Source organism: Thiobacillus sp. (assembly GCF_024708915.1).
The window spans coordinates 1-26,371 of record NZ_JANJXQ010000133.1; the positions used below are offsets into that span (position 1 = coordinate 1).

Consider the following 26,371-nt stretch of genomic DNA (forward strand, 5'->3'; position numbering starts at 1 on the left):
CGCGTATAATTCCGCTTTGCGTTAAGGAAAGCCCATGCGTGTTCTGCAAAAAGCGCTGACGTTCGACGACGTTCTGCTCGTTCCCGCCCATTCCGCCATCCTTCCCCGCGAAGTCAGTCTGTCCACGCAGTTGACCCGCACGATCACCCTGAACCTGCCCCTGCTGTCGGCTGCCATGGATACGGTGACCGAGGCGCGCCTGGCGATTGCGCTGGCGCAGGAGGGCGGCATCGGCATCATTCACAAGAACATGAGCGCCGAATTGCAGGCGGCACAGGTGACGGCAGTCAAGCGTTTCGAGTCCGGCGTAGTCAAGGATCCGATTACCGTCGCGCCGCAGATGACGGTGCGCCAGGTGCTCGAAATCACCCGCGCGAAGCGTATTTCCGGCCTGCCGGTGATCGACGGCGGCAAGGTGGTCGGCATCGTCACCAACCGCGATCTGCGCTTCGAAACCCAGCTCGACCAGACGATCGCCAACATCATGACGCCGAAGGAACGGCTGGTGACGGTGAAGGAGGGCGCCGGCCGCGACGAGGCTTTGGCGCTGCTGCATAAACATCGGCTGGAGCGCGTGCTGGTGGTGAACGACGCCTTCGAACTGCGCGGGCTGATTACCGTCAAGGACATCCAGAAATCCAGCGAGCACCCGCAGGCATGCAAGGACGCGATGGGCCGTCTGCGTGTCGGCGCGGCGGTCGGCACCGGCGAGGGTACCGAAGAGCGCGTGGCCGCACTGGTGGCCGCCGGGGTCGACGTGATTACCGTCGATACCGCGCATGGCCATTCCCGGGGCGTGCTCGAACGGGTGCGCTGGGTCAAGCAGAACTTTCCCGACGTGCAGGTCATCGGCGGCAACATCGCCACCGCCGCCGCCGCCGCCGCGCTGGTCGAACACGGGGCCGACGCCGTCAAGGTCGGCATCGGTCCCGGCTCCATCTGCACCACGCGCATGGTCGCGGGCGTCGGCGTGCCGCAGATCACCGCCGTGGCGAATGTGTCCGATGCGCTGGCGGGCAGCGGCGTCGGAGTGATTGCCGACGGCGGCATCCGCTACTCCGGCGATATCTCCAAGGCGCTGGCCGCCGGCGCCGACTGCGTCATGCTCGGCAGCCTGCTGGCCGGCACCGAGGAAGCGCCCGGCGATATCGAATTGTTCCAGGGCCGCTCCTACAAGTCGTATCGCGGCATGGGTTCGCTCGGCGCGATGCAGCAGGGTTCTTCCGACCGCTATTTCCAGGACACCGAAAAGAGCGCCGAGAAACTGGTGCCGGAAGGCGTCGAGGGCCGGGTGCCCTACAAGGGCAGCGCGCTGGCGGTAATCCACCAGCTGATGGGGGGGCTGCGCTCGTCGATGGGCTACCTGGGCGTTGCCAGCATCACCGACATGCACGCCAAGGCCGAGTTCGTCGAGATTACTTCGGCCGGCATACGCGAATCGCACGTGCACGATGTGCAGATCGTCAAGGAAGCGCCGAACTACCGAGTGGAATAATTCAGTCGGCGCCGATCGCATAGGGGGACGCATGGGGAACAACCGCCTGGCGGCAGCCTTGGCATTGGCTTTGGGGGTGGTGGTCGCGGCCTGGCTGCTGGCTGACAGCCTCGTCAAGTTCAAGCAGTTCGAGCGCAGTGTCGAGGTCAAGGGCCTGGCCGAGCGCGAAGTCCCCGCCGACACGGCGATCTGGCCGATCGCCTTCAGCGAGGCGGACTCTGACCTGCCCCGCCTCTACCAGACCCTGCAAAGCAAGAACGCAATCATCGTCGGCTTCCTGCAGTCGCAGGGATTCAAGACGGAGGAACTCTCCGTTTCGGCGCCTTCGATCACCGACCGGCAGGCGCAGGATTACGGCAATGCCGAACTGGCGAACCGCCTGCGCTACACCGGCAAGTCCGTGATCACCGTCTACACCCGGCAGGCGGATGCTGTGCTCAAGGCCATGCCCGAACTGGCGGTTCTGGGCGAGCAGGGAATCGCGCTCAACACCGGCGATTACGAGAACCGCGCACGCTTCCTGTTCACCGGACTCAATGCGCTGAAGCCCGCGATGATCGAGGAGGCCACCCGCAACGCCCGCCAGGCCGCGGAAAAATTCGCCAAGGATTCCGACAGCACCCTGGGCAAAATCAAGCGTGCCAGCCAGGGGCAATTCAGCATCGAGGACCGGGACGGAAGCACCGCGCACATCAAGAAGGTGCGCGTGGTTTCCACCGTGGACTACTTTTTAGCCGACTGAACCACCATACAAACCATATGCACCAGAAAATCCTCATCCTCGATTTCGGTTCCCAGACCACCCAGCTTATCGCCCGCCGCGTGCGCGAGGCAGGGGTGTACTGCGAACTGCATCCCAACGACGTCACTGACGCTTTCGTGCGCGAGTTCGCGCCAGCCGGGATCATCCTGTCCGGCGGCCCCAGTTCGGTTTACGAGGAAGAAACCCCGCGCGCGCCGCAGGCCGTGTTCGAACTCGGCGTGCCGGTGCTGGGCATCTGCTACGGCATGCAGACGATGGCGGCCCAGCTGGGCGGCCAGGTGGAAAGCGCGGCCCGGCGCGAGTTCGGCTATGCCGAAATCCGCGCGCACGGACACACCGCCTTGCTGCGCGACATCCAGGATCGCGTCAACGACGAGGGCCACGGCCTGCTCGACGTGTGGATGAGCCACGGCGACAAGGTCACCGCGCTGCCGGACGGCTTCAAGGTCATGGCGTCGAACGCCGCCACGCCGATCGCCGGCATGGCCGACGAAACGCGCAGGTTCTACGGCGTGCAGTTCCACCCCGAGGTCACGCACACCCTGCAGGGCAAGGCGCTGATCGCGCGCTTCGTGCACGACGTCTGCGGTTGCGGCAACGACTGGAACATGCCCGACTACGTCGACGAGGCGATCGGCCGCGTGCGCAGCGAAGTCGGCAGCGACGAAGTGATCCTGGGGCTTTCCGGCGGCGTCGATTCCTCGGTGGTCGCGGCGCTGCTGCACCGCGCCATCGGCGACCAGCTCACCTGCGTCTTCGTCGACAACGGCCTCCTGCGCCTGAACGAAGGCGAGCAGGTGATGGCGACCTTCGCGAAGAACCTCGGCGTCAAGGTCATCCACGTCGACGCGGCGGAGCGCTTCATGCGCGAGCTCGCCGGCGTCGCCGACCCCGAGCAGAAACGCAAGATCATCGGCCGCGAATTCGTCCACGTGTTCCAGGAAGAAGCCGAGAAACTGCCCAAGGCCAAATGGCTAGCGCAGGGGACGATCTATCCCGACGTCATCGAATCGGCCAGCGCCAAGACCAAAAAAGCGCACACCATCAAAAGCCACCACAACGTCGGCGGCCTGCCCGACACGCTGCATCTGAAATTGCTCGAACCGCTGCGCGAGCTGTTCAAGGACGAAGTGCGCGAACTCGGCATCGCGCTCGGCCTGCCGCACGACATGGTCTACCGCCATCCCTTCCCCGGCCCCGGCCTCGGCGTGCGCATCCTCGGCGAGGTGAAGCGCGAATACGCCGACCTGCTGCGCCAGGCCGACGCCATCTTCATCGACGAACTGCGCGCCCACGGCGACGGGGAAATATCCTGGTACGACAAGACCTCCCAGGCTTTCGCCGTGTTCCTGCCGGTCAAGAGCGTCGGCGTCATGGGCGACGGCCGCACCTACGACTACGTCGTCGCCCTGCGCGCCGTCGTCACCAGCGACTTCATGACCGCCCACTGGGCCGAACTGCCCTACACCCTGCTCGGCAAGGTGTCCAACCGGATCGTGAACGAAATCCGCGGCATCAGCCGCGTGGTGTACGACGTGACCGGCAAGCCGCCGGGCACGATCGAGTGGGAATAATTTCTATGCCTTCTTGGTCTATCGGCATCTATCAATATGTTCATGTAACATATTGAAAATAAATATAAAACATATCGAAGGCTATCGTCATCTATCGCTGGTAAGCGGACCGAGATGACGGTAAGTCTGACGGTAGCCAGAAGGCCTCCTGATGTACTACAATTTATACCGTCAGCCCGTTTTTGACGTGTGACGGTAAAAAAGTCTGGCGAAGCGCTAGATTTCATGCGGGTTTCAAGCGGGTGTGCAGTCTGAATTGCGGGTGACGGTAAAACGTTCCCGCACAGGAGAACGCCATGCTTACCGATACTGCGCTGAAGAATCTCAAGCCCAAGGAGGCTATGTACAAGGTGGCCGACCGGGACGGGATGTACGTTACTGTTTCCCCGGCCGGAACCATCACCTTTCGCTACGACTACCGGCTCAACGGCCGCCGGGAAACGCTCACAATCGGGCGCTACGGGCCAAGTGGCATTTCCCTGGCCAAGGCGCGGGAACGTTGTATCGAGGCTCGCCGTGCGGTTGCCGAGGGAGCGTCTCCCTCGCAGGAGAAGCAGCGACAGAAGCGTCGCGTGGCTGAAGCAAAAACTTTCGGAGAATTTACCGTCAGGTGGGCGGAGGAGGCGCGTATGGCCGACAGTACGCGTTCGATGCGTCAGAGCATCTTGGATCGCGACATCCTCCCCGTCTTTCAGAATCGGCTTCTGACCGAAATCACCGCAAACGATCTGCGTGACCTATGTAACAAGGTCAAGGCACGGGGCGCACCGGCTACGGCTGTTCACGTGCGCGACATCGTCAAACAGGTCTACGGTTTCGCCATCCTGCATGGCGAGAAAGTACCCAACCCCGCGGACGATGTGGGGCCGTCGTCGATCGCCACCTTTGTGCCGAAGGATCGCGCACTCTCACCCAGCGAGATCCGCATCATGCTCTCGCAGATGGAGCATGTTGCATCCTATCCGACGATCAAGCTTGGTCTGCGCCTGATTCTGCTGACGCTGGTGCGCAAGGGGGAGCTGATTCACGCGACGTGGGATGAAGTGGATTTTGAGAAGGCTGTCTGGAGTATTCCCAAGGAGCGCATGAAGACATCCAAGCCGCACAATATCTATCTCTCGCAGCAAGCCCTCGACATCATGGTGGCTTTGCGCACCTGTGCCGGCGGATCGCGTTACCTGATCCCATCGCGCTACGACGCGGACAAGTGCATGTCCAATGCCACGCTCAACCGTGTCACCCAGTTGATTGCCGAAAGGGCCAAGACCAACGGACTGACTCTTGATCCCTTCACAGTGCACGATCTCCGGCGCACTGGTTCGACGATCCTCAATGAATTGGGCTTCAACAGCGACTGGATCGAGAAGTGTCTGGCTCACGAAGACGCCCGCTCCTCGCGCGGCATCTACAACAAAGCCGAATATGCCGAGCAGCGGCGCCACATGCTTCAGGAGTGGGCTGACATGATCGATGCTTGGGTCGCGGGCAAGCCTCACACGCCGACGCTGCTACCGCCCTCGATGCCGGTCATGACGACACAGGCGATTTGACGGGGCGAGTCTTTCGCTGGCGTACATCGGGAGATGGCGCGCGTTTGATCTGTGCCTGTTCCGAGGCAAGTCGGCGTTCGGCCAACCAAGCCTCTACCTCGGCCAGATCCCAGACAACGCAGCGAGCCGTCAAGTTGAATCGCCTGGGGAAATCGCCGCGACGTTCCATCTCATAGATGGTGGTGTCCGCCAGCGGAACCATTTGACGCAGCTCGCTACGGCGAAGCGTGCGCCGATACTGGGCCGAGACAGGCAACGACTGTCGTAAGGAAACATCTCCAGGTCCTGGGTTGGAAGAGCTTTTGCTCATTCTGACATCGCGTTCCATGATCGGCTCCCGGTGCAATCGCCATGCTGGGGGTGGCGATTAGTTGCCTACATGGTGCACGTTCCAGCATCTATCGAAAACCTGCGCGGTCGCGTCATGGCGTAGTCGCGCCAGGCTTTTCTGGCCTTGCAGGGCGTGCGCACGATGATCTGAATCCCCGATCCCTCGCCATGAAGGCCTCCAGCATATGGGGGATCAGTGTTGCCGCATCGACCGCCTCGCCATAGGCCTGCGCGTGCAGCGCGGCGTAGCGGTCGAGGTCCGCCTTGAGGCTGGCGTGGCACGTGAAGGTCAATTTGATGCTCTCGGTCTTGGGCAGCGGACCCAGCCGCAGCTTGCGCGTGGTGCTCATCGTGAAGTTCCTCGATTGAAGAACAGCGGCTGATAAGCCCGCAGCACCAGATCCCGATTGACGATGATGCGGACTGGCAAGCCCGGCCGCTCCGTCAACGTGGGCTGGATGTTGAGGTTGCGCCGGGTCATCTCTTGGCCGGCCTGGTTCACGCTGTCCTGCAGGCTGTCGCGCCCAGCAATGATGACCCGATTCCCGTCTTGGCGGCTCTCTGGCGCGGCCAACTCGGCACCGACACCCAGCAGCGTCGTCAGCGCTGCGCCGGCAAAGATGCGGTCCCAATGCCAATCGACGCCATCCTCCAGGCCGGCGTAGCCGGCCGGGTCGGTGCCGGCCAGGTTGTCCAGCGTCAGCGAAGACGTGTCGGGCAGGATGATCCGATTCCATACCACTTGCACCCGGCTTTGCCCGTAGCTCACCTGGCTGTTGTAGCGGCCGAGGACGCGCGAGCCTTGCGGGATTAGCAGAAACTTACCGGTGGCCGTGTCGTATATCGACTCGGTCACCGTGGCAATCACGTCGCCCGGCAGATCGGACTTGATGCCCGTGACCAGCGCGCCAGCGATCACCGTGCCGGCCATGACCTGATACGGCGAAGCCGGCATTTTCAGATTTCCGGAATTACGGGTTTCCGTAGTTCCGGCTTTCAGGAACGCCTCTTTCTGGTCCTGCCGGTTCTGCACGGCGGTCGGATCGGCCGGCTGAGCCGCTGTCGAGGCTGGCCCTGCGGCCATTGGATCGAAGCCCGCAAGGCCGGACGCAGGATTGGCAGCAGCCACCTGCGTTGACGCAGCAGCGGCGCGCTGGTTGCTGGAGCGGAAAAACACCGATGCCGCCGCCGCTTCTGCTTCCTTGCTGTGCGCGTCATGCTGGGCGGTAGCCGGAGCATGGCCGGGCGGCGTGTAGGTGGGCGCCGCAGGCTGCTGCGATTTCACGATGGCCGGCCCCAGGTCGCCGGGTAGCGGCGGCCCAAGCTCGGGTACATGCGGTGGCAAAGCCGGCGGCAGTTTGGAGTAATCGGTCGGAAGCCGGTCCAGCCCTTCCGAGCGCGAGACACGATCCACGTTGTACAGCTCGGTCTGATCCCCCACGGTTCGTTTGCGCGGTTGCAGCGACCACATCGTGGCGCCCAGCACGGCCACGGCGAGGCCGCCGGCCAGAATCGCCAATGTGCGCCGGTTCAGGCGTGTCACCGGACGCGGCTGGGCGCGCAGCGCCACCGCCTCGGGGGCTACCTTGCCCGCCTGCGACATGGCAAGGTCTGGGGTGTCGTCCAGGCTCATGGTCAGTTCCTCCGCGCTACGCCGTCCGTGCGCTCGATGCGCACCACGTCGCCCTTGTCACCACCCAGGCGCAGCTCGGCTGCGCCGAACAGCCGATCGACGATGTAGTACGGCGGACGGAAACGGTAGTTCACCAGTTGCCCATCGCCCTGAGCGCCGATCACGAACAGCGGTGGCAGCTCGCCTTGCGCGATGCCCGGCGGGAACTGGATATAGACCTTCTCGCCGTCATCGAAGGCGCGCAGCGGCTTCCACGGCGGCGTGCTACCGCTGATGGCGTAGCGGAAGCGAATCTTCTCCAGCGACAAACCGGTATCGATCGGTGCCGTCGCCTGCGCGGCCTGCGCCTGACGCTGCAAGGCCAGCATCCGATCCTTCGGGTACTCCCACGATACCGAAGCCATCCAGGCACGTTCTGTCGAGGTCAGCTCGATCAAGTAAGTGCGCCGACTGGTGGTTATGACCAGATTGGTCTTGAGACCTGAGCGGATCGGCTTGACCAGCACGCTGACGCGCAGGGCATCGCCTGTACCACTGGAGGTGTCACCGACAATCCAGCGCACCGTATCGCCAGCGGCAACCGTTACCAGCTCCTCGCCCGGTTGAAGGGAGATCACCGTAACCCGTCCCGGTGCCGCATAGACCTGGTACAGCGCGCCATCCGTGAAGGGCCAGACCTGAATGGCGTTGACGTAGCCCTCGCGCGTGGGCGCGATGCGCGCCTCGGCGTTGGCACGCGAGACCCGCAGCTTTTCATCGGCGGGTTCAGGCGCAGCCTTGGCTTCGCTGCCCTCTGGCAGCGGTTTCATCTGCGCCGGCATCGGCAACACTTTCGGCACCTCGACCACTTCGACTGGCTTGGGCGGTTCGGGCAGCGGTTGCGCCTGCACCGGCTGATCGAGCGAGATGACCGGTGGCGGCGTGCCCCGCGTGGTGCAGCCCTGCAACGACAGTGCAGAGGCTGCAAGCATCAACACAAAAGCGTAATAGCGGAAAGACTGGTTCATGGCTAGGCTCCTTCGGCGGCATCGAGTTCGCGGCTCCACGACAGGCCGTTGACGTAGATGCCCAATGGGTTCTTGCGCAAACGCTGCTCGGTGCGCGGGGTTTGCAGGACGGTGGAAATCACGGCGTTCCAGCGTTCGGTGCCGGTCGGCGCGCCGTTGACGAAGCGCTGCTCGGTCCAGCGCACGTTGAAAGACGCATCGCTGGCGCGCACGACGCTGGTGATCTGTACCGTCACCGACTCTTTGCCAACGCGCGCGAACGGGTCATGGGTACGCGCGTACTCGTTGAGTACGCCCGCGCCGCGATCGGTGGTGTAGTCGTAGGCATCGAGCCAGTTCTGCCGCACGACGATGGGATCGATGGACAGCGAACGAACCAGCACGACGAAGTGCGCCAAGTGGTAGGCGATCTGCGCATCGTTCGGTCGGTACGGTGTGGCAGCCTCACCGACCGCCCGAACCTGGCCAGCCTGATCCACCTCTACCACGTAGGGCGTGACGATGGACTGCGCCGAGCGCCAGACCAGGCCACCGGCCATCAACAAGGCAAGCACCAGACAACCGAAGGCCATCAACCGCCAGTTCTTTGCCTGCACGCGGGCCGAACCGATGCGCTCGTCCCACGCTTGCGCAGCGGATTGGTATGGAGTGGCAGGCTGCGGTGTATCGGCATAGCGCACCTGCGGTCGTTTGAATCGCATGGTTTGTTCTCCTTATGAATCGGAATCGTGCAAGCTCGGGCCGCTGCTTGAACCACCGCCGTCGCCTCCGCGCAGAGTGTGGGCGGCGGTCGTGGCGGCATGGCCGATCTGCTGGCGACGATGCAGGCGATTGGCCCAGGCGGGTTGGGCCTGTTGCCGCTGGTTGGCAGCGCCGGCATTGGCTTCGCCGGTGGCAGATTGACCCGTTGCGGCGGCGCCACCGGATGCAGACCCAGCTTCGTCAGAACGGAAAGCGGCCGCTGCGCGCTGCCCGAGGGAGCGCATCCCGGCGGTGGCCTTTTGGCCGACTGCCTGCGCACCGGTCTTGGCGACGTTGCCCACGCCGGCAGCGGCGCCCTTGAGACCACCGCCGGCCGCTACAGAACCCGCTTGATATGCCGATCGCGCACTGCCTGTGGTCGAGGCAGCGGCACGCGCACCGCTGCCAGCTATCTTTGCGGCGGCGGGTGCCATGCGTGCCCCGGCTACAACCGCGCTGCCTACGCCGGTCGCGGCAGCACCGACCGCGACGGCTGCACCGGCCGCGCCCAACGCTGCACCGGCCATTGCACCCGCACCAAGCTGCGGCGCACCGGACACCAAGCCCGTAGCGATGCCAGGGCCGAAAATGCCGAGCGCCAGCATGGCGAGCGAAGCCAGCATCACCACCAGCGCGTGGTCAATGGATGGCTCACTGGGTGTGACCTGGAACTCGGCGAACAGCCCCGTACCAATACCCACGATCACGGCCAGCACCAGCACCTTGATGCCCGAGGACACCACGTTGCCGAGCACCTTTTCGGCAAGGAACGCCGTCTTGTTCCAGAGTGCGAACGGCACCAATACGAAGCCGGCGAGCGTGGTCAGCTTGAATTCGATCAGCGTGACGAAAAGCTGCACCGCCAACACGAAGAAGCAGACGATGACGGTCAGCCACGCAAGGAACATCACGACGATGGGCGCGATGTTGATGAACACCTCCGGGAACCCGGCCATCTCGCTGATCTGCTGCAGGATGGGCGCAGCGGCGTCGATGCCGGTCTTGGCCAAACGACCCGGCTGCAGGAAGGTCGCCATGGTCAACGTCGAACCGGACGCCGTCAGGCCGAGGCCAGCGAAGGACCGGAACACGATGCTCGCCAGCCAGTTGAAGTTGCCGATGATGTAGGCGAAGGCGCCGACGTAAAGCACTTTGCGCAGAAGCTTGGCCATCACGTCGTCACCCTGGCCGGTGGCATGGCCTAGCGCCCAGTAGAGGCCGGCCAGGGTCATATCGATCGCCACCAGCGTCGCAGTCAGGAAAGCGACTTCGCCGTGCAGCAGGCCGAACCCCGAATCGATGTACGTGGAGAAGACATTGAGGAAACGGTCGATGACGGAGACGTCGTTCATGGCCGCATCCGTCAGTTGCCGTAGAAGTTCACGGACTGCGGCGTGTATGCTGTGCCGCTGCCGAGGAAGCGGCGCGTCACCTCGCGTCCACGCTCAACGGCGGCGGCTTGCCGAGCCAGTTCCAACGAGGCTGCGCGCCCCTGTGTGAGCTGGAGCTGCTGTGTCTGGATGGACTGCTTGGCTTGCAGGGCCAGGAGCTGATTGGTGGCTTGCATGGCCTGCAAGGCGCCGGTGGCTGATTGACTCTGGTCGACCAGATCGGCCAGCACACCCTCATCCTGGTTCAGGTTCTGCGACACCTGCGCCTGCATGCGCATGGCGGTCTGCAAGCCCTGGAGCGTGTTTTGCCAGCGCTGGTGCGCGTCCTGGAACATCTGGTTGCCGCTCACGGTAGCGGCGTACTGCTCCGGGTACAGTTGCGCGAACTGCTGGTCCATGTTCTGGATGTCGAAGGCCAGCCCTCGCGCCTGGGCGATCAGTTGCCGCGTGGTGTCCAGGTTGCTCCGCAGGCGATTGACCACGTTGAACGGCAGGCTCGCGAGGTTGCGGGCCTCGTTCATCAACGACTGCGCTTCGTTCTGAAGCTGCTTGATCTGGTTATTGATCTGCTCCAGCGTGCGAACCGCCGTCATCGTGTTCTGCACGAGATTGGTCGGATCAATGACGACCCATTGCGCTTGTGCGACCGGCATGGCGCCGACGAATGCGAAAACAAGAGCAGCGGCAAGAAGACGTTTTTTCATGGCGAAACCTCCAGAGGTTGGGAAGCAAGGAAGGACGCGGCCGAGGGAGCGGACGGCAATAGGTCGGCCGCCCAATCGAGGCTGCGGTGACGCAGCCAGGCACCGACGAAGCCCGGTGTTCCGGCATCGCGCAGCACGCTGTCGATAGCGCGCTGGTCTTGGGGCGTCGAAGCGCCCGCGAAGGCGAGCGTGACCGGCCCGAGGTCCAGGTCGAACAGACGGTTGCCGAGACGCGACTGGTAGTAGTAGTCGCGCTTGGGCTGCGCGGTGGCGACGATCTCGATTTGCCGGGCATTCAGCCCGAAGCCCTCGTAGATGGTGCGAATCTGCGGCTCGGTCGCCTGCGGATTCGGCAGGAAGATGCGGCTCGCGCAGCTTTCGATGATCGCGGGCGCGATGGTCGAGTCTTTGATATCGGCCAGCGACTGCGTGGCAAAGATGACGCTGACGTTCTTCTTGCGCAGCGTCTTGAGCCATTGGCGAATGCGCGCCGCAAACACCGGGTCGTCCAGGAACAGCCAGGCTTCATCGAGGATCAGCAGCGTTGGCGCGCCATCGAAACGCTCATCGAAGCGCGCGAACAGGTAGCCCAGCACGGCCAGCACCGCCGCCTTGCTGTGCATCAGTTCCTCCATCTCGAAGCCCTGAACGTCGCCCACGCCCAGCCGGTCGCTGTCGGCATCCAGCAGCTTGCCGTGAGCGCCGCCGAGCACGTAGGGCGCGAGCGCCTGGCGCAGCACGTTGGATTGCAGCAGCACCGATAGGCCGGTGAGCGTGCGCTGCTCCACGGGCGCGCCTGCGAGACTGCCGAGCGCCGACCAGATAGCCACCTTCTCATCGGGGCCGATCGCAATGCCTTCATGCCGCAGGCGGCCTTCAACCCACTCGGCCGCCCAAGTGCGATAGCCTTCCCGGTCGATGCGTGCGAGCGGCTGAAACGCGATCGCACCGTCGGCGCCCAAGTCGTAGTGCTCGCCGCCCAGGCCGAGAATGGTGGCGCGCATGGAGCGCCCCATGTCGAAGGCGAAGATGCGCGAGCCGGGATAGCGGCGGAACTGCATCGCCAGCGTGGCGAGCAGAACCGACTTGCCCATGCCGGTCGGGCCGGCCACCAGCGTATGTCCCACGTCGCCGATGTGCGTCACCAGCCGGAACGGCGTCGCGCCCTCGGTGCGCGTGACGATCAGCGGCGGGCCGTCGAGGTGGGCGTTCTTCTCCGGCCCGGCCCACACCGCCGACACCGGCATCAGATGCGAGAGGTTCAGCGTCGAGACGATGGGCTGGCGCACATTGGCGTAGGCATTGCCCGGCACCGAAGACAGCCAAGCCTCCACAGCATTGAGCGTTTCAGGGATGGTCACGAAGCCACGCCCCTGGATGACGCGCTCCACCCTGCGCAGCTTTTCGTCGGCCGTGTTGGCGTCAGGGTCGAGCACTGTCACGGTCGCGGTGACGTAGCCGAAGGCGACTTGGTCGCTGCCCAGTTCCTGCAAGGCCGAGTCCGCGTCAGCGGCCTTGTTGCTGGCATCGGTATCGACCAACGGGCTTTCCTGTTGGAAGATGGTTTCGCGTAGCAGCGCAAGGACGTTCTTGCGCTTGGCGAACCACTGCCGGCGCAGGCGGCCCAGCTCTTTCTCGGCCTCGGCCTTGTCCATACAGAGGAAGCGCGTGCTCCAGCGGTAGGCGAAGCCGAGCCGGTTGAGGTCGTCCAGAATCCCCGGCCAGGTCGAGGTCGGGAAGCCGCGCACCGTCACCACACGCAGGTGCTGGTCGCCCAGCATGGGTGCGAGGCCGCCGACCAGCGGTGCATCGGCCAGCAGCGCGTCGAGATGGAACGGCACTTCCGGCACACCGATGCGGTAGCGATGCGCCGAGACAGTCGCATGCAGGTAGGTCAGGGTCTGGCTGTCGTCGAGCCAGGTGATCTCCGGCATCACGCCGTCCAGCAGGTCATAGATGCGGTCGGTTTCGGCGACGAAGGCCGACAAGCGTTCGCGCCAGTCCACGCCTTGCGTGGGCGTGTTCTCGTAGAGCATCTTGGCCGCGCGAGCGCGGGACTCCTCGGGCGGCAGGCATAGGAGCGTGAGGTGATAGCCACTCTCGAAGTGGTTGCCCGATTCCTCGAAAGTCGCGCGCCGCTCCTCGTCGACCAGCCAGGACAACGGTTCTGGGAAATCCGAGTGTGGATAGTTCGCCGCCGGCCGGCGTTCGGCTTCGACGAACAGTGCCCAGCCCGTGCCAAGCCGGCGCAGCGCGTTGTTCAGCCGCGCCGTGGTGGCGATCAGCTCACTCTGCGTCGCACTGTCCAGGTCCGGCCCACGAAAGCGCGCCGTGCGCTGGAAGCTGCCATCCTTGTTGAGCACCACGCCCGGCGCGACCAGACCGGCCCAAGGCAGCCAGTCGGCAAGCAAGGCCGGGCGCTGGCGGTATTCGGCGAGGTTCAGCATGGCATGGTCCTCACACGTCCAGCAGCGGCTTGTGTTTCAGGTGCGTCGCAAACACCTGCATGAACTGCGGATCGACGCGCGCTCCCCACATCGCCAGCGAGTGGCCGACGATCCAGAGCACCAAACCCGGAATCCACAGTTGCAGGCCTAGGCCCACGGCGGCGGCCATGGTGCCGTTGGCAATCGCCACGGTGCGCGGTGCACCGCCCAGCAGGATCGGCTCGGTCAGCGAGCGATGCAGCGGAATCTCGAAGCCCGGCAGGTCGTTGGCCGTGCTCATACGACGGCCCCGCCGGAGAAGCTGAAGAACGACAGGAAGAACGAGGATGCGGCAAACGCGATGGACAGACCGAAGACGATCTGGATCAGCTTGCGAAAACCCCCAGACGTGTCTCCGAAGGCCAGCGCCAGGCCGGTGGAAATGATGATGATGACCGCGATGATCCGCGCCACCGGCCCCTGGATGGAGTCGAGGATAGACTGCAGCGGCCCTTCCCAAGGCATCGAAGAGCCGGCTGCTTTCGCCGTTCCAGCCGTCATCAGCATCGCTGCGGCCAGCAGCAGGCCGTGATGGGCAGGCTCGGCCAGACGGCGCAGGCGGACGAGGATCGAAGCCGGATTTGCGGAAAAGCGGAAAGCATGGGTGTGCGTCATGGCAGTTCTCCAGTGTGGTTGGGGGACGGGGAAGGAACGACGGAAGAAAGTGGCAACAGCTCGGGAAACGGTGTTTCCAGCATGTCCGCCAGGCGATAACCCGCGCCATCGAAGCCGGCGACGCGGGCAATGGTTTCGATGCGACGCTTGCGACCGCGGCCGACGATGAATACGACGACGTTCACCGCCTCGGCGATCAGTGCGCGCGGCGGATTCACCGCGACTTCGAGAACCAACTGTTCCAGGCGCAGCAGCGCGCCCAACGCGGAGCCGGCGTGGATGGTGGCGATGCCGCCGGGATGGCCGGTGCCCCAGACCTTGATGAGATCCAGCGCCTCGCCGCCGCGCACCTCGCCAACGACCACGCGGTCGGGGCGCAGCCGCATCGTGGCGCGCACCAGCTCGGCCATGGACACGACGCCCGCGCGGGTGCGCAGCGGCACGTGGTCGCGCGCGGCGCATTGCAGCTCGATGGTGTCTTCGAGCACCAGCACGCGGTCGCCGGTGACGGCGATCTCTGCGAGCAAGGCATTGGCAAGTGTGGTTTTGCCGGTACTGGTGCCGCCGGCAATCAGGATGTTCCGCCGCTCGCGCACCGCGCGGCGCAGGAACTCGGCCTGTGGTGCGGACAGGATGCCGTCGGCCACGTAGCGATCCAGGCCGATGATATTCACGGCCCGCTTGCGCAACGCAAAGGCAGGCCCCGGCGCGGCCGGCGGCAGGATGCCCTCGAAGCGTTCGCCCGTTTCGGGTAGCTCGGCGGTCAGCAGCGGTTGGCCGCGATGCACTTCAGCGCCGACGTGCGCCGCGACCAGTCGGATGATGCGTTCACCGTCTTGCTCGGACAGTTCCACGCCCAGCGGTGCGCGGCCGGACGACAGGCGATCCACCCACAGTGACCGGTCAGGGTTGAGCATGATTTCCACCACGTCCGGGTCTTCCAATGCGGCGGCAATCACTGGTCCCATGGCCGTGCGCAACATGCGGATACGGCGATCCAGCGACGTGGTGATGGGCGACTGCGGAACGGCACTCATTGGGCACGCTCCTGCGCTTCGGCCAACGCAGCCGCGTCGTCCAATCGAACGCTGTCTGGCTGCAATTCCTCCACAACGTCGCGCACCAGACTGCGCCCGCGCAGCAGGTGGCGACCGAGCTGTTCGACGAACTGCTCGAAGCGGACCTTGCCCTGGGCGCGGGCCGCGTCCTGATGCGCCTCGGGAACCGGCGTGCTGACAGTGAGGAAGTAGCGGATGAACAGTGCCAGCGTCTCGATCTCGATGTTCTGATCGCGCTCCAGTCGCTCGAACTGGCGTGTCAGCCGGTCGAGCCGCTTGGCGATGGCCGCCTCGCGCTGGTCGCCCGCGTCCGGCGATAGCCAGGACGCCAGCGCCGCCGCGACGATGGACGACTTGGACACGCCTTTCTTGGCGGCCAGTTCGTCCAGACGCTTCGCATGCTCGGGCGGAATGAACAGGTTGAGGCGGTATTGGCTCATAGCTGGATTCCGTCGTCGGGATCGAGGGACGCCAGCCGGGCCGTGCGCTGCATGGCCGGGTCAAGCTGGCGAGGGAGCGGCAGCGGCAAGTCGTCGTCATCGAGCAGCGCGAGGTCGTTGCTTGCTGGCTCTTGCTCGGGGCTGTACGCGGCAACCTCGGACAGCTCGGGTTGCCGACGTGGCCCGCCGTCGTCGGCGGTGCTGGTTACGCTGATGGTCAGGGCTGCGGCTGTGGTTGGTTCTGTCGGCACGGCCGGGATTGCGATACCGCTCCAGTCGTCGGGACGCAAAGGCGGTGCGTCGGTGTAGCGGTTGGCCGCAAGTGTTGGCGGCGGCAGCACGCGCCGCTTGAAGTTGGCATCCGCGAAGTAGCGCAGCTTCTTGGCCTTGATCGGCGCCACGCTGGACACCATCACCACAGCTTCGTCGGGCGGGAGTTGCATCACCTCACCAGGCGTCAGCAGCGGGCGGGCCGTTTCCTGGCGCGACACCATCAGGTGTCCCAGCCACGGCGCAAGCCGGTGACCGGCGTAGTTGCGCTGCGCGCGTAGTTCGGTGGCCGTGCCCAGCGTCTCGGAGATGCGCTTGGCGGTGCGTTCGTCGTTGGTGGCGAACGTCACCCGGACATGGCAGTTGTCGAGGATGGAATGGTTCTGGCCGTAGGCTTTGTCGATCTGATTGAGCGACTGCGCGATCAGGAAGCTGCGGATGCCGTAGCCGGCCATGAACGCCAAGGCCGTCTCAAAGAAGTCCAGGCGTCCCAATGCCGGGAACTCGTCGAGCATCAGCAGCAGTTTGTGGCGACGTGCGATGCCGTCGCTGCCGTCGAGCGATTCGGTCAGGCGTCGGCCGATCTGGTTGAGGATCAGACGCACCAGCGGCTTGGTGCGGCTGATGTCGGATGGCGGCACGACAAGGTACAGCGAGACGGGATGCTCGGATGCGATCAGGTCGGCGATACGCCAGTCGCAGCGCGAGGTGACTTCGGCCACCGTGGGATCGCGGTACAGGCCGAGAAAGGACATGGCCGTTGACAGCACGCCCGAGCGCTCGTTGTCGCTCTTGTTGAGAACTTCGCGTGCGGCCGAAGCGACGACGGGATGCGGCGTGTCACCGAGGTGCCGCGTCGTCATCATCCGATGCAGCGTCAGCTCAAACGGGCACGCCGGGTCGGACAGGAAGTTGGCTACGCCACGCAGCGTCTTGTCTTCCCCTGCATAGAGCACATGCAGGATGGCACCGACCAGCAGCGCGTGCGAAGTCTTTTCCCAATGGTTGCGGCGTTCGAGTGCACCTTCGGGATCGACCAGGATGTCGGCGATGTTCTGCACGTCACGCACTTCATGCGCACCGCGTCGGACCTCCAGTAGCGGGTTGTACGCGGCTGATTTAGGATCGGTGGGATTGAACAGCAGGCAGTGCGAGAAGCGCGAGCGCCAGCCTGCGGTGATCTGCCAGTTCTCGCCCTTGATGTCGTGGATGACAGCAGACGCGGGCCAGGAAAGCAGCGTTGGCACCACGAGGCCGACGCCCTTGCCGGAGCGCGTCGGCGCGAAGGTCAGAACGTGTTCTGGTCCTTCGTGCCGTAGGTACTGATCGTCATACAACCCGAGAAAAACGCCGGCTGGCTGATTCAGCCCGGCTTTGCGAATGTCGGCTGCATCGGCCCAGCGCGCCGAACCATAGGTCGTGACCAGTTTCGATTGCCGCGAACGCCACACCGACATGCCGATGGCAACCAGCACGGCGCCCAGGCCGCTGCCGCCTGCGATCGCGCCGCCGATGTCGAAGACATGCGGCGCGTAGGCATCGAAGAAGAACCACCACTCGAACAGCCGCCAGGGGTGATAGACCGGCGTACCGAAGAAATCGAACCACGGCGAGCCCAGGCGTAGCTGGTAGCCCAGGGCGGCGGCTGTCCATTGCGTGGCTCCCCACACACCGGCGATCACGATGCTGAATACAGCAACGATTTGCCCGAACAGCACACCCTGACCTTGCATCTTGACCTCCCGATTTCTCCTGCGCGGCAAATGGCACGAAAACATGCCGCACACGCGAGATTCGGGTCTGGATCAAGGCCGGTCAAAGACCGTTATCGGGACAAAGATGCTTGATAAAACATCAATTCATGTAGCGGCGAAGTCAATAAAAACGCCGCAAGCGACGGAGCGTTGCAGCGTATCGAGCAAATAAATGCGGTTTTGTTGCAAGTCGTCCAAGATCAGAACTTGGGCTGCTCCTTCGACGGCGTGTAGGGTGTTTTGCCGTCGCCGAGAAAGCGTCGGTTCGTCGCTTCAGCCACTCGGTTGCAGAGTTCATCGCCGAGCTTCTCGCGATCGGTCTTGCACTGCTGGCGCAGTTCTTTCAGGCGTTCTGGATTGGCTGCGAGCGATTCAACCGTTTCGTTTGGCACAGACCTCCTACTCGCCTCGGTCGACTCGGGTTTGCCGCAAGCCACAAGCATTGCGGTAAGCAGAAGCGGGGCAATTTTTCTCATGGCCCGATTTCCTCCGTCGGATCAGGTTTTTCTCTTGCTGCAGATATCTTTCCGTTTGAAGGCTCAACGGCATAGACCCTTTCGATGAAACGGATCAGAGCATCCGAAGGTTCGCTCCCCACTCGCAGTAGGTAAGTAGTGAGCGTGTGCGAGCCACCGGCCAGCGGTCGCGCTACGACGCTTGGTTCACGGCTGGCGGCTATTTGGGAGGCGCCGGCCAATCCCAGTGCAAAACCCGCTGACACCAACGTCATCATCAGGTCGAAGGACGCAACCCGTTCGGCGATCAACGGTTCTTGATCAACCCGGCGCAGCACGCGTTCGACTTGGCGAGCATGTCCCTCGCATGCGTTCGTGTCGCCGAGTACCAAGGGGTAGCGCAGCACCTCATCCAGAGGCACTTGCTTGTAAGCAAGCAAGGGGTGGCGTGCAGGCACTGCCACCATCAATGGATCATGCCAGACGGGTTCCGCAATAAGTTCATCGCCGACCTCATTCGATTGAGCGAACCCTACGTCATACAGATCGTCGTGCAGCCCCTTGATCTGTTGCGACAAGGGAACCACCGCGAGGCGAACCTCGATCTCTGGCTCTTCCTGCCGGCTAAGCGCCAGAAGGGCAGAAAAGCACGTCGGTGTAATGCAGTCAGACAAGGCGATGCGCAATTGACCGTGGAAGCCGTTGGTGGCGGCCTTCACGCTGTCGCGAGCCTGCTGAATGGCAACGAAGACACGTGGCACGTGCTGCAGAAAGAGTACTCCCGCGCGCGTCAAACGGGTGCTGCGCGTAGTACGGGAGAATAGCTGAGTGCCCAACTCCTCTTCTAGATCCCTTATGGCACGTGACAGAGGCGACTGCTCGATATGCAACCGCTCGGCCGCGCGAGCGAAGTGGAGTTCTTCCGCTACCGCAAGAAAGCAACGAAGGTGGCGAAGCTCCATCTATCTCCCCCTCTCGCTCTTTTCCCACAAGGACGCCAGTGCGCAGGAAATGTCAATTGTGTAGCGTTGCGGGAGATGAACCATATGTGCAGGGTAAGCATTCCTCCTACAACCTGTATGCTAAAAAGGGGATAGGTCAATGTGTTCCTAAATATGCTCTTGTAGAGCCGGAATCTACTTGTTCTGCGAGTCGGACGGCTCTGCGATCAGAAACGGGATATCTTCGCTGGATTTCATCTTGGTGGCGATAGTCAGACCAGCAAGCGTGCACAGCAGACCGAGCAAGTACACAACTCCAATCGTATATGCATCAGCGAGAAGGCCTGCTAGCGGTATAGCTGCTCCGAATGCCAGATCGAAGAAAGCCAAGTACCCAGCCATGGCCGCGCCGCGGTTTTGATGGGACACGCGCCGCACCGCTTCCACCCCGAACGCAGGTACGACCAGAGAGAACCCGGCTCCACTTAATGCCGCGCCTAGTAACGCCACATATTCGTTTGAACCAAAGAAAAGCAATGCCTGGCCCGTTGACTCGATTATCAATGACCAGATAGCGACTTTCACGCCGCCGTATTTGTCTGGTAGCCCGCCAAAAAAAACTCTCACCGCGACATAGGCGAATCCAAAGCAGGAAATGGCGAAAAAGCCGGAACTCCATCCGTTATGTTGGAAATACAAATTGACGAATCCCAGAATTGCCCCGTAGCCGACACTTGCCAACAACAGGCCTAGTCCCGGCTGCGCGACCAAGCGTAGCGTATGGCGGAATGGTGCGCGTATACCGCCTATTGGGCCGTATGGACACAGACGAACAGAAATGGATATCCCTACGATGGCCAACAAGATCGATACCCAGGCTACAGGTTCGAAGCTACCTGAAACGCTCAGCAGACCAGCAAGCGGCGCTCCAACGGCGATGCCTCCATACATCGCGTTGCCGTTCCAAGCCATGACCTTGCCAGCATGAGCGGGACCAGCGTGTCTTATTGCCCAGCCAAGCGCACCCGTTACGATATAGCTCTCCGCGATGCCGAGTATCAGCCTGGCAACTATGAGTACAACCAATTTGATAGAAGCGCCATCGGCCATCGCTGACAATAGATAGCCGATTCCAGCTAGCAGGAAAAACAGCAAGCCACGTTGAAGAGCAATTCTTGGTCCATTTGTGTCGACTGTGCTGCCAGCAGCAGGACGGGCAAGCAGCATCGCTACGTATTGGGACGCCACCACCATTCCGACGACGAATGAGCCAAATCCGAGCTGCGCGCTGACATAGACGGGTATTACGCTAATCGTCGCGCCGATGCCGACAAAACAGAAAAATACAGCCCACACTGCCGGTGCGATGCGCGCTAATCTGAAGTCAGAGTTCATGCGGCAACTTCATCGCCAAATTCTCTTTCGAGAATTTCAACCGCACTACGTATCTCATCACACCTCAGATCATTGATGAAATCGCAGGCACCGATGGCTGTCGGAACTGGAATCGACTGCTTTCCGTCTCGGTGCATTACTCTTTCACTGACCCCGTCCCAGAGCAAGTCGGGCGTGATATGACTGCTCCACATCGGGATGCCTAGGGATTCATACAGGGCGACAATGCGCTCAAACTCCCGGATAGAGAGGATTCCCCTCTGAAGGGATAGGTACGAGGACAGCAGTATGTCAATCGCAACTGCCTCGCCATGCATGATTTTGTAGCCCGACTCGGACTCGATGACCAGGCTGAAGGTATGACCGAAGTCCACTTTCCGCTGCAGCTCTGTTTCATACAGGTTGGGAGACAATTCGCGGACCATCCCCGTAATGGACTTGTCGAGGACGACTTGACCCAACTCGTCCTGGAACTTGTTCAAGACGAGCGATTCCCCTCCGCGTTCCATGTCCTCGAAGAGACCAGCATCGAGAATGACAGCCAATTTGATGATCTCCCCGATGCCGTTGACAAGATTCCGCTTGTCCAGTGTCCTCAGAAACGCCTTGTCGAGAATGACCCCTGCCGGAATTTCGAAGCTTCCCATTCTGTTCTTGAATGCTCCGAAATTGACCCCGGTCTTGATGCCCACGGAAGCGTCGATATATCCCATCAGAGTGGTAGGTACTTTGAGGTGAGGAATACCCCTCCGATACGTGCTGGCAACAAATCCAGCAAGATCAGTTACCACGCCGCCCCCAATGGCGATGATCGGCTCACTACGTCGTTTGAGATCGTATTGGCATAAGTCGCCGAACAAGGAAATGTAGTTCGTTTCTGACTTGTGCTTATCCCCAGCATTGACCACCCTGATGTTCGCCGCCACTCCCCTTTCGGCGAAATAGCATTCAATTTGCGAACCGTACAGGCCATAAACATTCTTGTCGACGATGATGAATCGCCGCGCACCGGGGTGGGCGTCGCCCCCGGACAGCAAGGCATCGTTATCGATGTCGAAAATGCTCTCGGTTCTCGTAATTGAATATGAGTAGCTTCGTTCACCTTTAACAGTAATCATGGCGTATTTCCCAAAGTGCGTGTCATCGCCGCCGCGACGGAGCCCGCGATGGATTTCGCTCCGGGCAGGTCATGATTTTTCGCCATGCCGCAAAGGATTTCGTTTCGATACGGAACTTCTTCCATTTCCATGATTCGATTGAGTGCGATGGTGATCGCTTCTTTCATGAATCCGCTCTCAAGGGGATACGCCGTCGTGAGATAAAGGCCCGTCTGACATCCCATCGGAGCGACGCAAAGAAATCCGGGTACAAGGCCAGGCAGAATCCAGAGAAGGCAATGTTCCAGGGTATGGAGCGCGTTGGCGGGGAGCGCAACCGTATTGGGCTGACATAATCGCAGATCGTAGAGAACTGCAACACCACCTTCCTGTCCCATTTGAGCATCGGCAACCCGAATATATGGCGCGACCACTTTTCGATGATCGATATGACCAAAACGGGAGGCATCCCAGCCGAAATACCCGATTACATGAGAGAGGATGAACTTTGCGGAACGTGGGGCGATGTCGCGCCAAAGCGACGCGTGGTTATACAACTCGACGGTGCAGTATCCCGCGTATCCAGACGTGATGAGCGCGGAAATGGTCTTCGCATAATCGATTCTCCCGTTGCCGAATAAGTCGTGGTAGTGGACTTTGCCCTTGATGGTGTTGCAGACCGTTTCCACAATTACTGGCGGCCGCAACGAATTGCCAAGGCGAAGACAGGCAACCGCGTCATAGGCACGCAACACTCTTTCGTAGTCGATGCCGGATATCGAGTCCAGGTAGGCAAGAATCTCGTGCTTTATGGCCACAGTCTCATTTGCATTCAAATGCGCTTTATCAATGATCAATGCTTCCACTGCGTTGTATTGGCGAGCAGCGTCCTTCGCCGCGCTTTCGGATGCGACAAATATCCGCCTTGCACCGTGAACAAACAGATACAACCCGATATTGTCAATGTCATATATTGTTGCTGCCCCGCGGTCTGACTCAGGGCCCAGAAGCCTTCCGACATCCGCAGTGGACGCGGCTTGGTACTTTAGATTGAAGCCTTCTTGGATGTCGGCGATATGCACGTATTTCACGTCACGGGCAAACGCACGTATTGTTTCGAGGTAGTCTTCCTCGGAGCAGAACACATGGCCGACATCCATGTGCAGCCCAAACCTGGCGTCGTCAACTTGGCCAATCAACTCCCTTGCGTCCGCGATTGTTTCGATGAACATTCCGGGTTCGGGCTCGATTACCAAGTTCACGGTGCTCCGAATTTGTGCCAGGAGGGCCTTGATTTCGGCGGTTAAGGTTTGCAGAACGGCTGACCGCGACAAGCCAGCGTGTTCATCGCGAAGATATCCGCTTTGGAACGATACGAGAGGTATCCCGATCATGTCGGCCAACTTGATTCCTTGTCCGATCAGCGCGCTGCGAAGGGCGCGGTTTTTCTCATCGATATTGATCAAGGACGGTTCATGCGGAACATTGGATAGAAACTTCGTGGTCGCGGTGGAAATGCATACCGGCTTAATCAACGCGTGTGCAAAATACTCACGCAATTCTTCGACCCTCGTTTCGGATATTTGGAACGGATCGAATTGACCGCGTTGAAAGGAGAGTTCAACGCCGGAGTAGCCAAAGGACAGGAGGCTGTTGCACACCTCTTCCACTGGGAGCAAGTCGGCGCTATTTAGGCTGTAACTGAGTTTGAACATCACTGTATTCCTATGGTGCTAGCTGCGCCGGAACGATATTTCCGGCCACTTCGATCCAGCAGGCAACGATCGGATGCCCATCGACAACCATTGGCGGGCCGGCTCGATGCGCGTGAATACCTGCTCTACGTAAGAGTCGTTCAATCCCAATCGGAGATACGGTAATCAATCGTCTTGCGCCATGTTCTGCTGCGCATGCGATGGATTCCCGGAGCAACTGGATAGCTATAGACGACGAATATTGGCCCAATGGCGATGTCATCCTTGAGTTGAAGTCCACTGACGCAAATCGGGAAAGCTCCCAGATGTCAGGCGAGCATGGGTGGGGTAGCCCATTGAGAAGTTGGGGAAAGACTTCGCTTAGAAGATAGGGGCGGGTCGTGGGGAGTAACCGAGCGCATCCGAAGATATGCCCATCTTCATCTTGTGCCACCACGTAGACAGTATCTGACCGGTCAAACTGATCCTGCTCTCCCTCTCCGAGGGTTGGAAGCTGCCAGCCGAGCTGTTCTATGAATACCTTGTGGCGGTAGTGAGCGACCTTTGAGAACAGGCCCTGCGGAAGTGTTCGTGGTGCGCCAGAAATGACAACCATATACCCCCCAAGCAATGACGATAAGATCAGGGGGATTGGACTGTGCCACTGGAAATTACGTAACTGGCAACCTTGACAGGTTGCTAGGCGTAGCGGGCGACGATATGCTCGTCAACCTCAGTCTGCCAGCGCATTAGGTCGATTATGGATTCAAGCAAGGCCGCAGTTTTGGGGGCTCCCAAGTCGCGCAAATGCTCATCGATAAGCATGACGTTGCTATAATGGCGACCTAACCGGCAGTACGAGTACTGAAGGGTGGCTTGTGACACCCCGAGCTGCCAGTCCCATCCTAGACTGAGTAGCGGTTTCGATGTGCTAACCCACTCGGTGTAGCCGTAAGTGATTGAGAGGCGCGCTCCTTCACCGGCAGAAAATACAGTGTCTTCGTACACGCCTGATATCGAGTGGGAAAACTGAATAGTCAGCAACGTATCCAGCGTTAGGCGCACATAACCGTCAGCGGAGAGGGTTATCTGAGGGGGCTTGGTACGGATCCCGGCATCGGTTTGTCGATCCTTCATGGCATATCCGCAAGAGTCTGACAGTGATTACGGTACATGACAGGATTGCCGAACAACAGTGTCAAGTCTGACAGTTGAATTGTGGCAACTAAATATTGGCGGCATTGTCACAATGACAGACAAATAAAGAAATTGAGGGTGTTTTTCAACGGAGCATTCGTGGAAGCCTGGCAGGAAGATCAGCTATCAAAGCTGCACTCCATCCACTGCGAGAATAAATTGTTTGATGCGCTCGCAGAAGTAGCCCGCGACTTGGGCTTCGAGCATTGCGCCTACGGTCTGCGCACGCCGCTTCCTATTTCATGTCCGAAAACCGTGATGTTCAACAACTATCCGGCGGCTTGGCAAGTCCGGTACAACGAACGCAATTACCTTGACATTGACCCGACGGTACAACACGGCATACGTTCCCTGCGACCCGTCATCTGGTCAGATGATCTTTCCGTTCCAGTTCGTGAATTTTGGGAAGAGGTCTACTCGTTTGGGTTGAGATTTGGTTGGGCGCAGTCCAATCGCGACGCGAGCGGAACAGTCGGAATGCTAACACTCGCTCGCTCTGGCGAACCGCTATCCGATTCCGAACTACGCGACAAAGGCTTCAAAATGGCTTGGCTCGCCCAGATTGCGCACTTGGGAATGTCAGAACTCCTCACCCCAAAAATGATGCAGGAATCCACGGTTCAACTCACTGAGCGTGAAATTGTGGTGCTGCGCTGGACAGCGGAAGGGAAGACGTCGGGCGACATTTCCAGCATTCTTGACATCACCGAGCGTACGGTAAACTTCCATATTGCGAATGCGATGGTCAAGCTGAATGCGGTCAACAAGACTGCGGCCGTCATTCGTGCGGCGATGGTGGGCTTGTTGTATTGAGCCTCGTGACTCCGAGATTGCATACTCACTTTACATGCTCCCATGCTACTCTATGGTCACGTCTTCAGGGCGGGGCGAAATTCCCCACCGGCGGTAAGTTCATTTATGGACGAGCCCGCGAGCGCTTGCGGTTTCGCAAGGTCAGCAGACTTGGTGCAAAGCCAAGGCCGACGGTCATAGTCCGGATGAGAGAAGATGTGATACCCGTACGAGTTCCAAGAAATTGGCGCTCGGTGCGGGTGTTTACGTTTGCCCTGAAACGTTTTTCGCCACTTTATTTTTTTGCGAGGAGCGTTTCATGCTTGTTCAATCACTTCCCTCCAATTTTTCTGCTCTTACGGATGCCAGCCAGCGCATGAAGGATGCTCTTCATGCTATGCGCATTGGGCGTCCGGTGATTCTGATGGACGATGCCGATAGGGAGAACGAGGCCGATCTCATTGTGGCCGCCGAGAAACTTACGGTGTCAACCATGGCTCTCCTGATCCGGGAATGCAGCGGAATCGTTTGTCTCTGCCTGACAAAGAACGTTGCCAGGCGACTCCAACTTCCTCCCATGGTCACGCAGAATGAGAGCAGATTTAGCACCGCATTTACAGTGTCAATCGAGGCGCGCCACGGTGTCACCACTGGTGTGTCCGCTGCGGATCGAGTTACGACCATCAAGGCGGCAGTTGCCGATGACGCAACCCCCGACGACTTGGTGCGCCCTGGTCATGTGTTTCCGTTATGTGCTCATGATGATGGTGTATTGGGTAGGCGCGGCCACACGGAGGGCGCTGTTGATCTAGCCCGATTCGCCGGGCTTAATCCTGCTGCGGTGTTATGCGAACTCATGAACCCAGACGGTACGATGGCAAAGGGTGAGGATATCCGTCGATTTTCTCTGGAGCACGGTTTTCCTGTCATTACGATCGGCGACCTGATCCATCTGAGATGTTAAGAAGGATTCTGATTACGTAGAGTAA

Annotated in this window: 26 protein-coding genes and 1 riboswitch; of the genes, 6 read left to right on the top strand and 20 right to left on the bottom strand. The window is 61.0% G+C overall.

Going from position 1 to position 26,371, the window contains the following annotated elements; all coding sequences use genetic code 11:
• The first annotated feature begins 34 nt into the window (after nucleotides 1-34).
• From guaB to Q0L94_RS09475, 4 genes are all read left to right on the top strand, one after another.
• Nucleotides 35-1,495, top strand: coding sequence for an IMP dehydrogenase (guaB, locus tag Q0L94_RS09460; protein WP_296752807.1), 1,461 nt, complete (start codon nucleotides 35-37; stop codon nucleotides 1,493-1,495).
• 31 nt (nucleotides 1,496-1,526) lie between these two features.
• Complete coding sequence (locus Q0L94_RS09465) at nucleotides 1,527-2,237, top strand: SIMPL domain-containing protein (protein ID WP_296752808.1); 711 nt, start codon at nucleotides 1,527-1,529, stop codon at nucleotides 2,235-2,237.
• A gap of 17 nt (nucleotides 2,238-2,254) precedes the next feature.
• Nucleotides 2,255-3,832, top strand: coding sequence for a glutamine-hydrolyzing GMP synthase (gene guaA, locus Q0L94_RS09470; protein WP_296752810.1), 1,578 nt, complete (start codon nucleotides 2,255-2,257; stop codon nucleotides 3,830-3,832).
• Between the two features lie 296 nt (nucleotides 3,833-4,128).
• Complete coding sequence (locus tag Q0L94_RS09475; RefSeq protein WP_296752812.1) at nucleotides 4,129-5,382, top strand: tyrosine-type recombinase/integrase; 1,254 nt, start codon at nucleotides 4,129-4,131, stop codon at nucleotides 5,380-5,382.
• On the opposite strand, the gene Q0L94_RS09480 is transcribed toward Q0L94_RS09475, so the two are convergent.
• From Q0L94_RS09480 to Q0L94_RS09570, 20 genes are all read right to left on the bottom strand, one after another.
• The gene (locus Q0L94_RS09480; protein ID WP_366799419.1) at nucleotides 5,360-5,710 is read right to left on the bottom strand and encodes an AlpA family phage regulatory protein; all 351 of its coding nucleotides are present in this window, start codon (nucleotides 5,708-5,710) and stop codon (nucleotides 5,360-5,362) included. The genes Q0L94_RS09475 and Q0L94_RS09480 overlap by 23 nt on opposite strands.
• Before the next feature lie 94 nt (nucleotides 5,711-5,804).
• Entirely contained in the window at nucleotides 5,805-6,062 is a 258-nt protein-coding gene (locus tag Q0L94_RS09485; RefSeq protein WP_296752814.1) for a DUF2274 domain-containing protein, read from the bottom strand.
• On the bottom strand, nucleotides 6,059-7,345 hold the full coding sequence (locus Q0L94_RS09490; RefSeq protein ID WP_296752815.1) for a TrbI/VirB10 family protein: 1,287 nt from the start codon (nucleotides 7,343-7,345) through the stop codon (nucleotides 6,059-6,061). Before Q0L94_RS09490 ends, Q0L94_RS09485 begins: the two co-directional genes overlap by 4 nt.
• A 2-nt stretch (nucleotides 7,346-7,347) precedes the next feature.
• A complete protein-coding gene (trbG, locus tag Q0L94_RS09495) occupies nucleotides 7,348-8,352 on the bottom strand; it encodes a P-type conjugative transfer protein TrbG (RefSeq protein ID WP_296752817.1) in 1,005 nt (334 codons plus the stop codon).
• Between the two features lie 2 nt (nucleotides 8,353-8,354).
• Nucleotides 8,355-9,053, bottom strand: coding sequence for a conjugal transfer protein TrbF (gene trbF, locus Q0L94_RS09500; protein WP_296752819.1), 699 nt, complete (start codon nucleotides 9,051-9,053; stop codon nucleotides 8,355-8,357).
• A gap of 12 nt (nucleotides 9,054-9,065) precedes the next feature.
• Nucleotides 9,066-10,445 (bottom strand): P-type conjugative transfer protein TrbL, encoded by a 1,380-nt coding sequence (trbL, locus tag Q0L94_RS09505; RefSeq protein WP_296752821.1) that lies wholly within the window; start codon nucleotides 10,443-10,445, stop codon nucleotides 9,066-9,068.
• A gap of 11 nt (nucleotides 10,446-10,456) precedes the next feature.
• A complete protein-coding gene (gene trbJ / locus Q0L94_RS09510; protein ID WP_296752822.1) occupies nucleotides 10,457-11,188 on the bottom strand; it encodes a P-type conjugative transfer protein TrbJ in 732 nt (243 codons plus the stop codon).
• Nucleotides 11,185-13,635 (bottom strand): conjugal transfer protein TrbE, encoded by a 2,451-nt coding sequence (trbE, locus tag Q0L94_RS09515; protein ID WP_296752824.1) that lies wholly within the window; start codon nucleotides 13,633-13,635, stop codon nucleotides 11,185-11,187. Before trbE ends, trbJ begins: the two co-directional genes overlap by 4 nt.
• Before the next feature lie 10 nt (nucleotides 13,636-13,645).
• Entirely contained in the window at nucleotides 13,646-13,915 is a 270-nt protein-coding gene (locus Q0L94_RS09520) for a VirB3 family type IV secretion system protein (protein ID WP_296752826.1), read from the bottom strand.
• Nucleotides 13,912-14,289, bottom strand: coding sequence for a TrbC/VirB2 family protein (locus Q0L94_RS09525; RefSeq protein WP_296752828.1), 378 nt, complete (start codon nucleotides 14,287-14,289; stop codon nucleotides 13,912-13,914). Before Q0L94_RS09525 ends, Q0L94_RS09520 begins: the two co-directional genes overlap by 4 nt.
• Nucleotides 14,286-15,326 carry a P-type conjugative transfer ATPase TrbB gene (gene trbB / locus Q0L94_RS09530; protein WP_296752830.1) on the bottom strand — a complete coding sequence of 347 codons (1,041 nt, stop codon included), beginning with the start codon at nucleotides 15,324-15,326 and terminating at the stop codon, nucleotides 14,286-14,288. Before trbB ends, Q0L94_RS09525 begins: the two co-directional genes overlap by 4 nt.
• Nucleotides 15,323-15,787 carry a CopG family transcriptional regulator gene (locus Q0L94_RS09535; RefSeq protein ID WP_296752831.1) on the bottom strand — a complete coding sequence of 155 codons (465 nt, stop codon included), beginning with the start codon at nucleotides 15,785-15,787 and terminating at the stop codon, nucleotides 15,323-15,325. Before Q0L94_RS09535 ends, trbB begins: the two co-directional genes overlap by 4 nt.
• On the bottom strand, nucleotides 15,784-17,790 hold the full coding sequence (locus tag Q0L94_RS09540; protein WP_296752832.1) for a conjugal transfer protein TraG: 2,007 nt from the start codon (nucleotides 17,788-17,790) through the stop codon (nucleotides 15,784-15,786). Before Q0L94_RS09540 ends, Q0L94_RS09535 begins: the two co-directional genes overlap by 4 nt.
• Before the next feature lie 221 nt (nucleotides 17,791-18,011).
• A complete protein-coding gene (locus Q0L94_RS09545) occupies nucleotides 18,012-18,287 on the bottom strand; it encodes an EexN family lipoprotein (RefSeq protein ID WP_296752834.1) in 276 nt (91 codons plus the stop codon).
• Nucleotides 18,284-19,228 (bottom strand): LysR family transcriptional regulator, encoded by a 945-nt coding sequence (locus Q0L94_RS09550; protein ID WP_296752836.1) that lies wholly within the window; start codon nucleotides 19,226-19,228, stop codon nucleotides 18,284-18,286. The genes Q0L94_RS09545 and Q0L94_RS09550 overlap by 4 nt, the downstream gene beginning before the upstream one ends.
• A gap of 174 nt (nucleotides 19,229-19,402) precedes the next feature.
• On the bottom strand, nucleotides 19,403-20,602 hold the full coding sequence (locus Q0L94_RS09555) for an MFS transporter (protein ID WP_296752837.1): 1,200 nt from the start codon (nucleotides 20,600-20,602) through the stop codon (nucleotides 19,403-19,405).
• Complete coding sequence (locus Q0L94_RS09560) at nucleotides 20,599-21,720, bottom strand: sedoheptulose 7-phosphate cyclase (RefSeq protein ID WP_296752839.1); 1,122 nt, start codon at nucleotides 21,718-21,720, stop codon at nucleotides 20,599-20,601. The genes Q0L94_RS09555 and Q0L94_RS09560 overlap by 4 nt, the downstream gene beginning before the upstream one ends.
• Nucleotides 21,717-23,414 carry an S-ribosylhomocysteine lyase gene (locus Q0L94_RS09565; RefSeq protein WP_296752840.1) on the bottom strand — a complete coding sequence of 566 codons (1,698 nt, stop codon included), beginning with the start codon at nucleotides 23,412-23,414 and terminating at the stop codon, nucleotides 21,717-21,719. The genes Q0L94_RS09560 and Q0L94_RS09565 overlap by 4 nt, the downstream gene beginning before the upstream one ends.
• Nucleotides 23,415-23,424: 10 nt before the next feature.
• Nucleotides 23,425-24,009, bottom strand: a complete 585-nt coding sequence (locus tag Q0L94_RS17910) for an acyl-homoserine-lactone synthase (RefSeq protein ID WP_366799424.1) — start codon at nucleotides 24,007-24,009, stop codon at nucleotides 23,425-23,427.
• Between the two features lie 83 nt (nucleotides 24,010-24,092).
• Complete coding sequence (locus Q0L94_RS09570; RefSeq protein WP_296752842.1) at nucleotides 24,093-24,530, bottom strand: DUF4902 domain-containing protein; 438 nt, start codon at nucleotides 24,528-24,530, stop codon at nucleotides 24,093-24,095.
• A gap of 159 nt (nucleotides 24,531-24,689) precedes the next feature.
• Between Q0L94_RS09570 and Q0L94_RS09575 the strand changes: the two genes are divergently transcribed.
• A complete protein-coding gene (locus Q0L94_RS09575; RefSeq protein ID WP_296752843.1) occupies nucleotides 24,690-25,403 on the top strand; it encodes a LuxR family transcriptional regulator in 714 nt (237 codons plus the stop codon).
• Between the two features lie 56 nt (nucleotides 25,404-25,459).
• Nucleotides 25,460-25,604, top strand: a riboswitch (FMN riboswitch).
• Nucleotides 25,605-25,701: 97 nt separating this feature from the next.
• Complete coding sequence (gene ribB / locus Q0L94_RS09580; protein ID WP_296752845.1) at nucleotides 25,702-26,346, top strand: 3,4-dihydroxy-2-butanone-4-phosphate synthase; 645 nt, start codon at nucleotides 25,702-25,704, stop codon at nucleotides 26,344-26,346.
• The last annotated feature ends 25 nt before the right edge of the window (nucleotides 26,347-26,371 follow it).

Coding starts and splice junctions, on each gene's coding strand:
- guaB (WP_296752807.1), top strand. CDS start 35: ATGCGTGTTCTGCAAAAAGCGCTGACGTTCGACGACGTTCTGCTCGTT.
- Q0L94_RS09465 (WP_296752808.1), top strand. CDS start 1,527: ATGGGGAACAACCGCCTGGCGGCAGCCTTGGCATTGGCTTTGGGGGTG.
- guaA (WP_296752810.1), top strand. CDS start 2,255: ATGCACCAGAAAATCCTCATCCTCGATTTCGGTTCCCAGACCACCCAG.
- Q0L94_RS09475 (WP_296752812.1), top strand. CDS start 4,129: ATGCTTACCGATACTGCGCTGAAGAATCTCAAGCCCAAGGAGGCTATG.
- Q0L94_RS09480 (WP_366799419.1), bottom strand. CDS start 5,710: ATGGAACGCGATGTCAGAATGAGCAAAAGCTCTTCCAACCCAGGACCT.
- Q0L94_RS09485 (WP_296752814.1), bottom strand. CDS start 6,062: ATGAGCACCACGCGCAAGCTGCGGCTGGGTCCGCTGCCCAAGACCGAG.
- Q0L94_RS09490 (WP_296752815.1), bottom strand. CDS start 7,345: ATGAGCCTGGACGACACCCCAGACCTTGCCATGTCGCAGGCGGGCAAG.
- trbG (WP_296752817.1), bottom strand. CDS start 8,352: ATGAACCAGTCTTTCCGCTATTACGCTTTTGTGTTGATGCTTGCAGCC.
- trbF (WP_296752819.1), bottom strand. CDS start 9,053: ATGCGATTCAAACGACCGCAGGTGCGCTATGCCGATACACCGCAGCCT.
- trbL (WP_296752821.1), bottom strand. CDS start 10,445: ATGAACGACGTCTCCGTCATCGACCGTTTCCTCAATGTCTTCTCCACG.
- trbJ (WP_296752822.1), bottom strand. CDS start 11,188: ATGAAAAAACGTCTTCTTGCCGCTGCTCTTGTTTTCGCATTCGTCGGC.
- trbE (WP_296752824.1), bottom strand. CDS start 13,635: ATGCTGAACCTCGCCGAATACCGCCAGCGCCCGGCCTTGCTTGCCGAC.
- Q0L94_RS09520 (WP_296752826.1), bottom strand. CDS start 13,915: ATGAGCACGGCCAACGACCTGCCGGGCTTCGAGATTCCGCTGCATCGC.
- Q0L94_RS09525 (WP_296752828.1), bottom strand. CDS start 14,289: ATGACGCACACCCATGCTTTCCGCTTTTCCGCAAATCCGGCTTCGATC.
- trbB (WP_296752830.1), bottom strand. CDS start 15,326: ATGAGTGCCGTTCCGCAGTCGCCCATCACCACGTCGCTGGATCGCCGT.
- Q0L94_RS09535 (WP_296752831.1), bottom strand. CDS start 15,787: ATGAGCCAATACCGCCTCAACCTGTTCATTCCGCCCGAGCATGCGAAG.
- Q0L94_RS09540 (WP_296752832.1), bottom strand. CDS start 17,790: ATGCAAGGTCAGGGTGTGCTGTTCGGGCAAATCGTTGCTGTATTCAGC.
- Q0L94_RS09545 (WP_296752834.1), bottom strand. CDS start 18,287: ATGAGAAAAATTGCCCCGCTTCTGCTTACCGCAATGCTTGTGGCTTGC.
- Q0L94_RS09550 (WP_296752836.1), bottom strand. CDS start 19,228: ATGGAGCTTCGCCACCTTCGTTGCTTTCTTGCGGTAGCGGAAGAACTC.
- Q0L94_RS09555 (WP_296752837.1), bottom strand. CDS start 20,602: ATGAACTCTGACTTCAGATTAGCGCGCATCGCACCGGCAGTGTGGGCT.
- Q0L94_RS09560 (WP_296752839.1), bottom strand. CDS start 21,720: ATGATTACTGTTAAAGGTGAACGAAGCTACTCATATTCAATTACGAGA.
- Q0L94_RS09565 (WP_296752840.1), bottom strand. CDS start 23,414: ATGTTCAAACTCAGTTACAGCCTAAATAGCGCCGACTTGCTCCCAGTG.
- Q0L94_RS17910 (WP_366799424.1), bottom strand. CDS start 24,009: ATGGTTGTCATTTCTGGCGCACCACGAACACTTCCGCAGGGCCTGTTC.
- Q0L94_RS09570 (WP_296752842.1), bottom strand. CDS start 24,530: ATGAAGGATCGACAAACCGATGCCGGGATCCGTACCAAGCCCCCTCAG.
- ribB (WP_296752845.1), top strand. CDS start 25,702: ATGCTTGTTCAATCACTTCCCTCCAATTTTTCTGCTCTTACGGATGCC.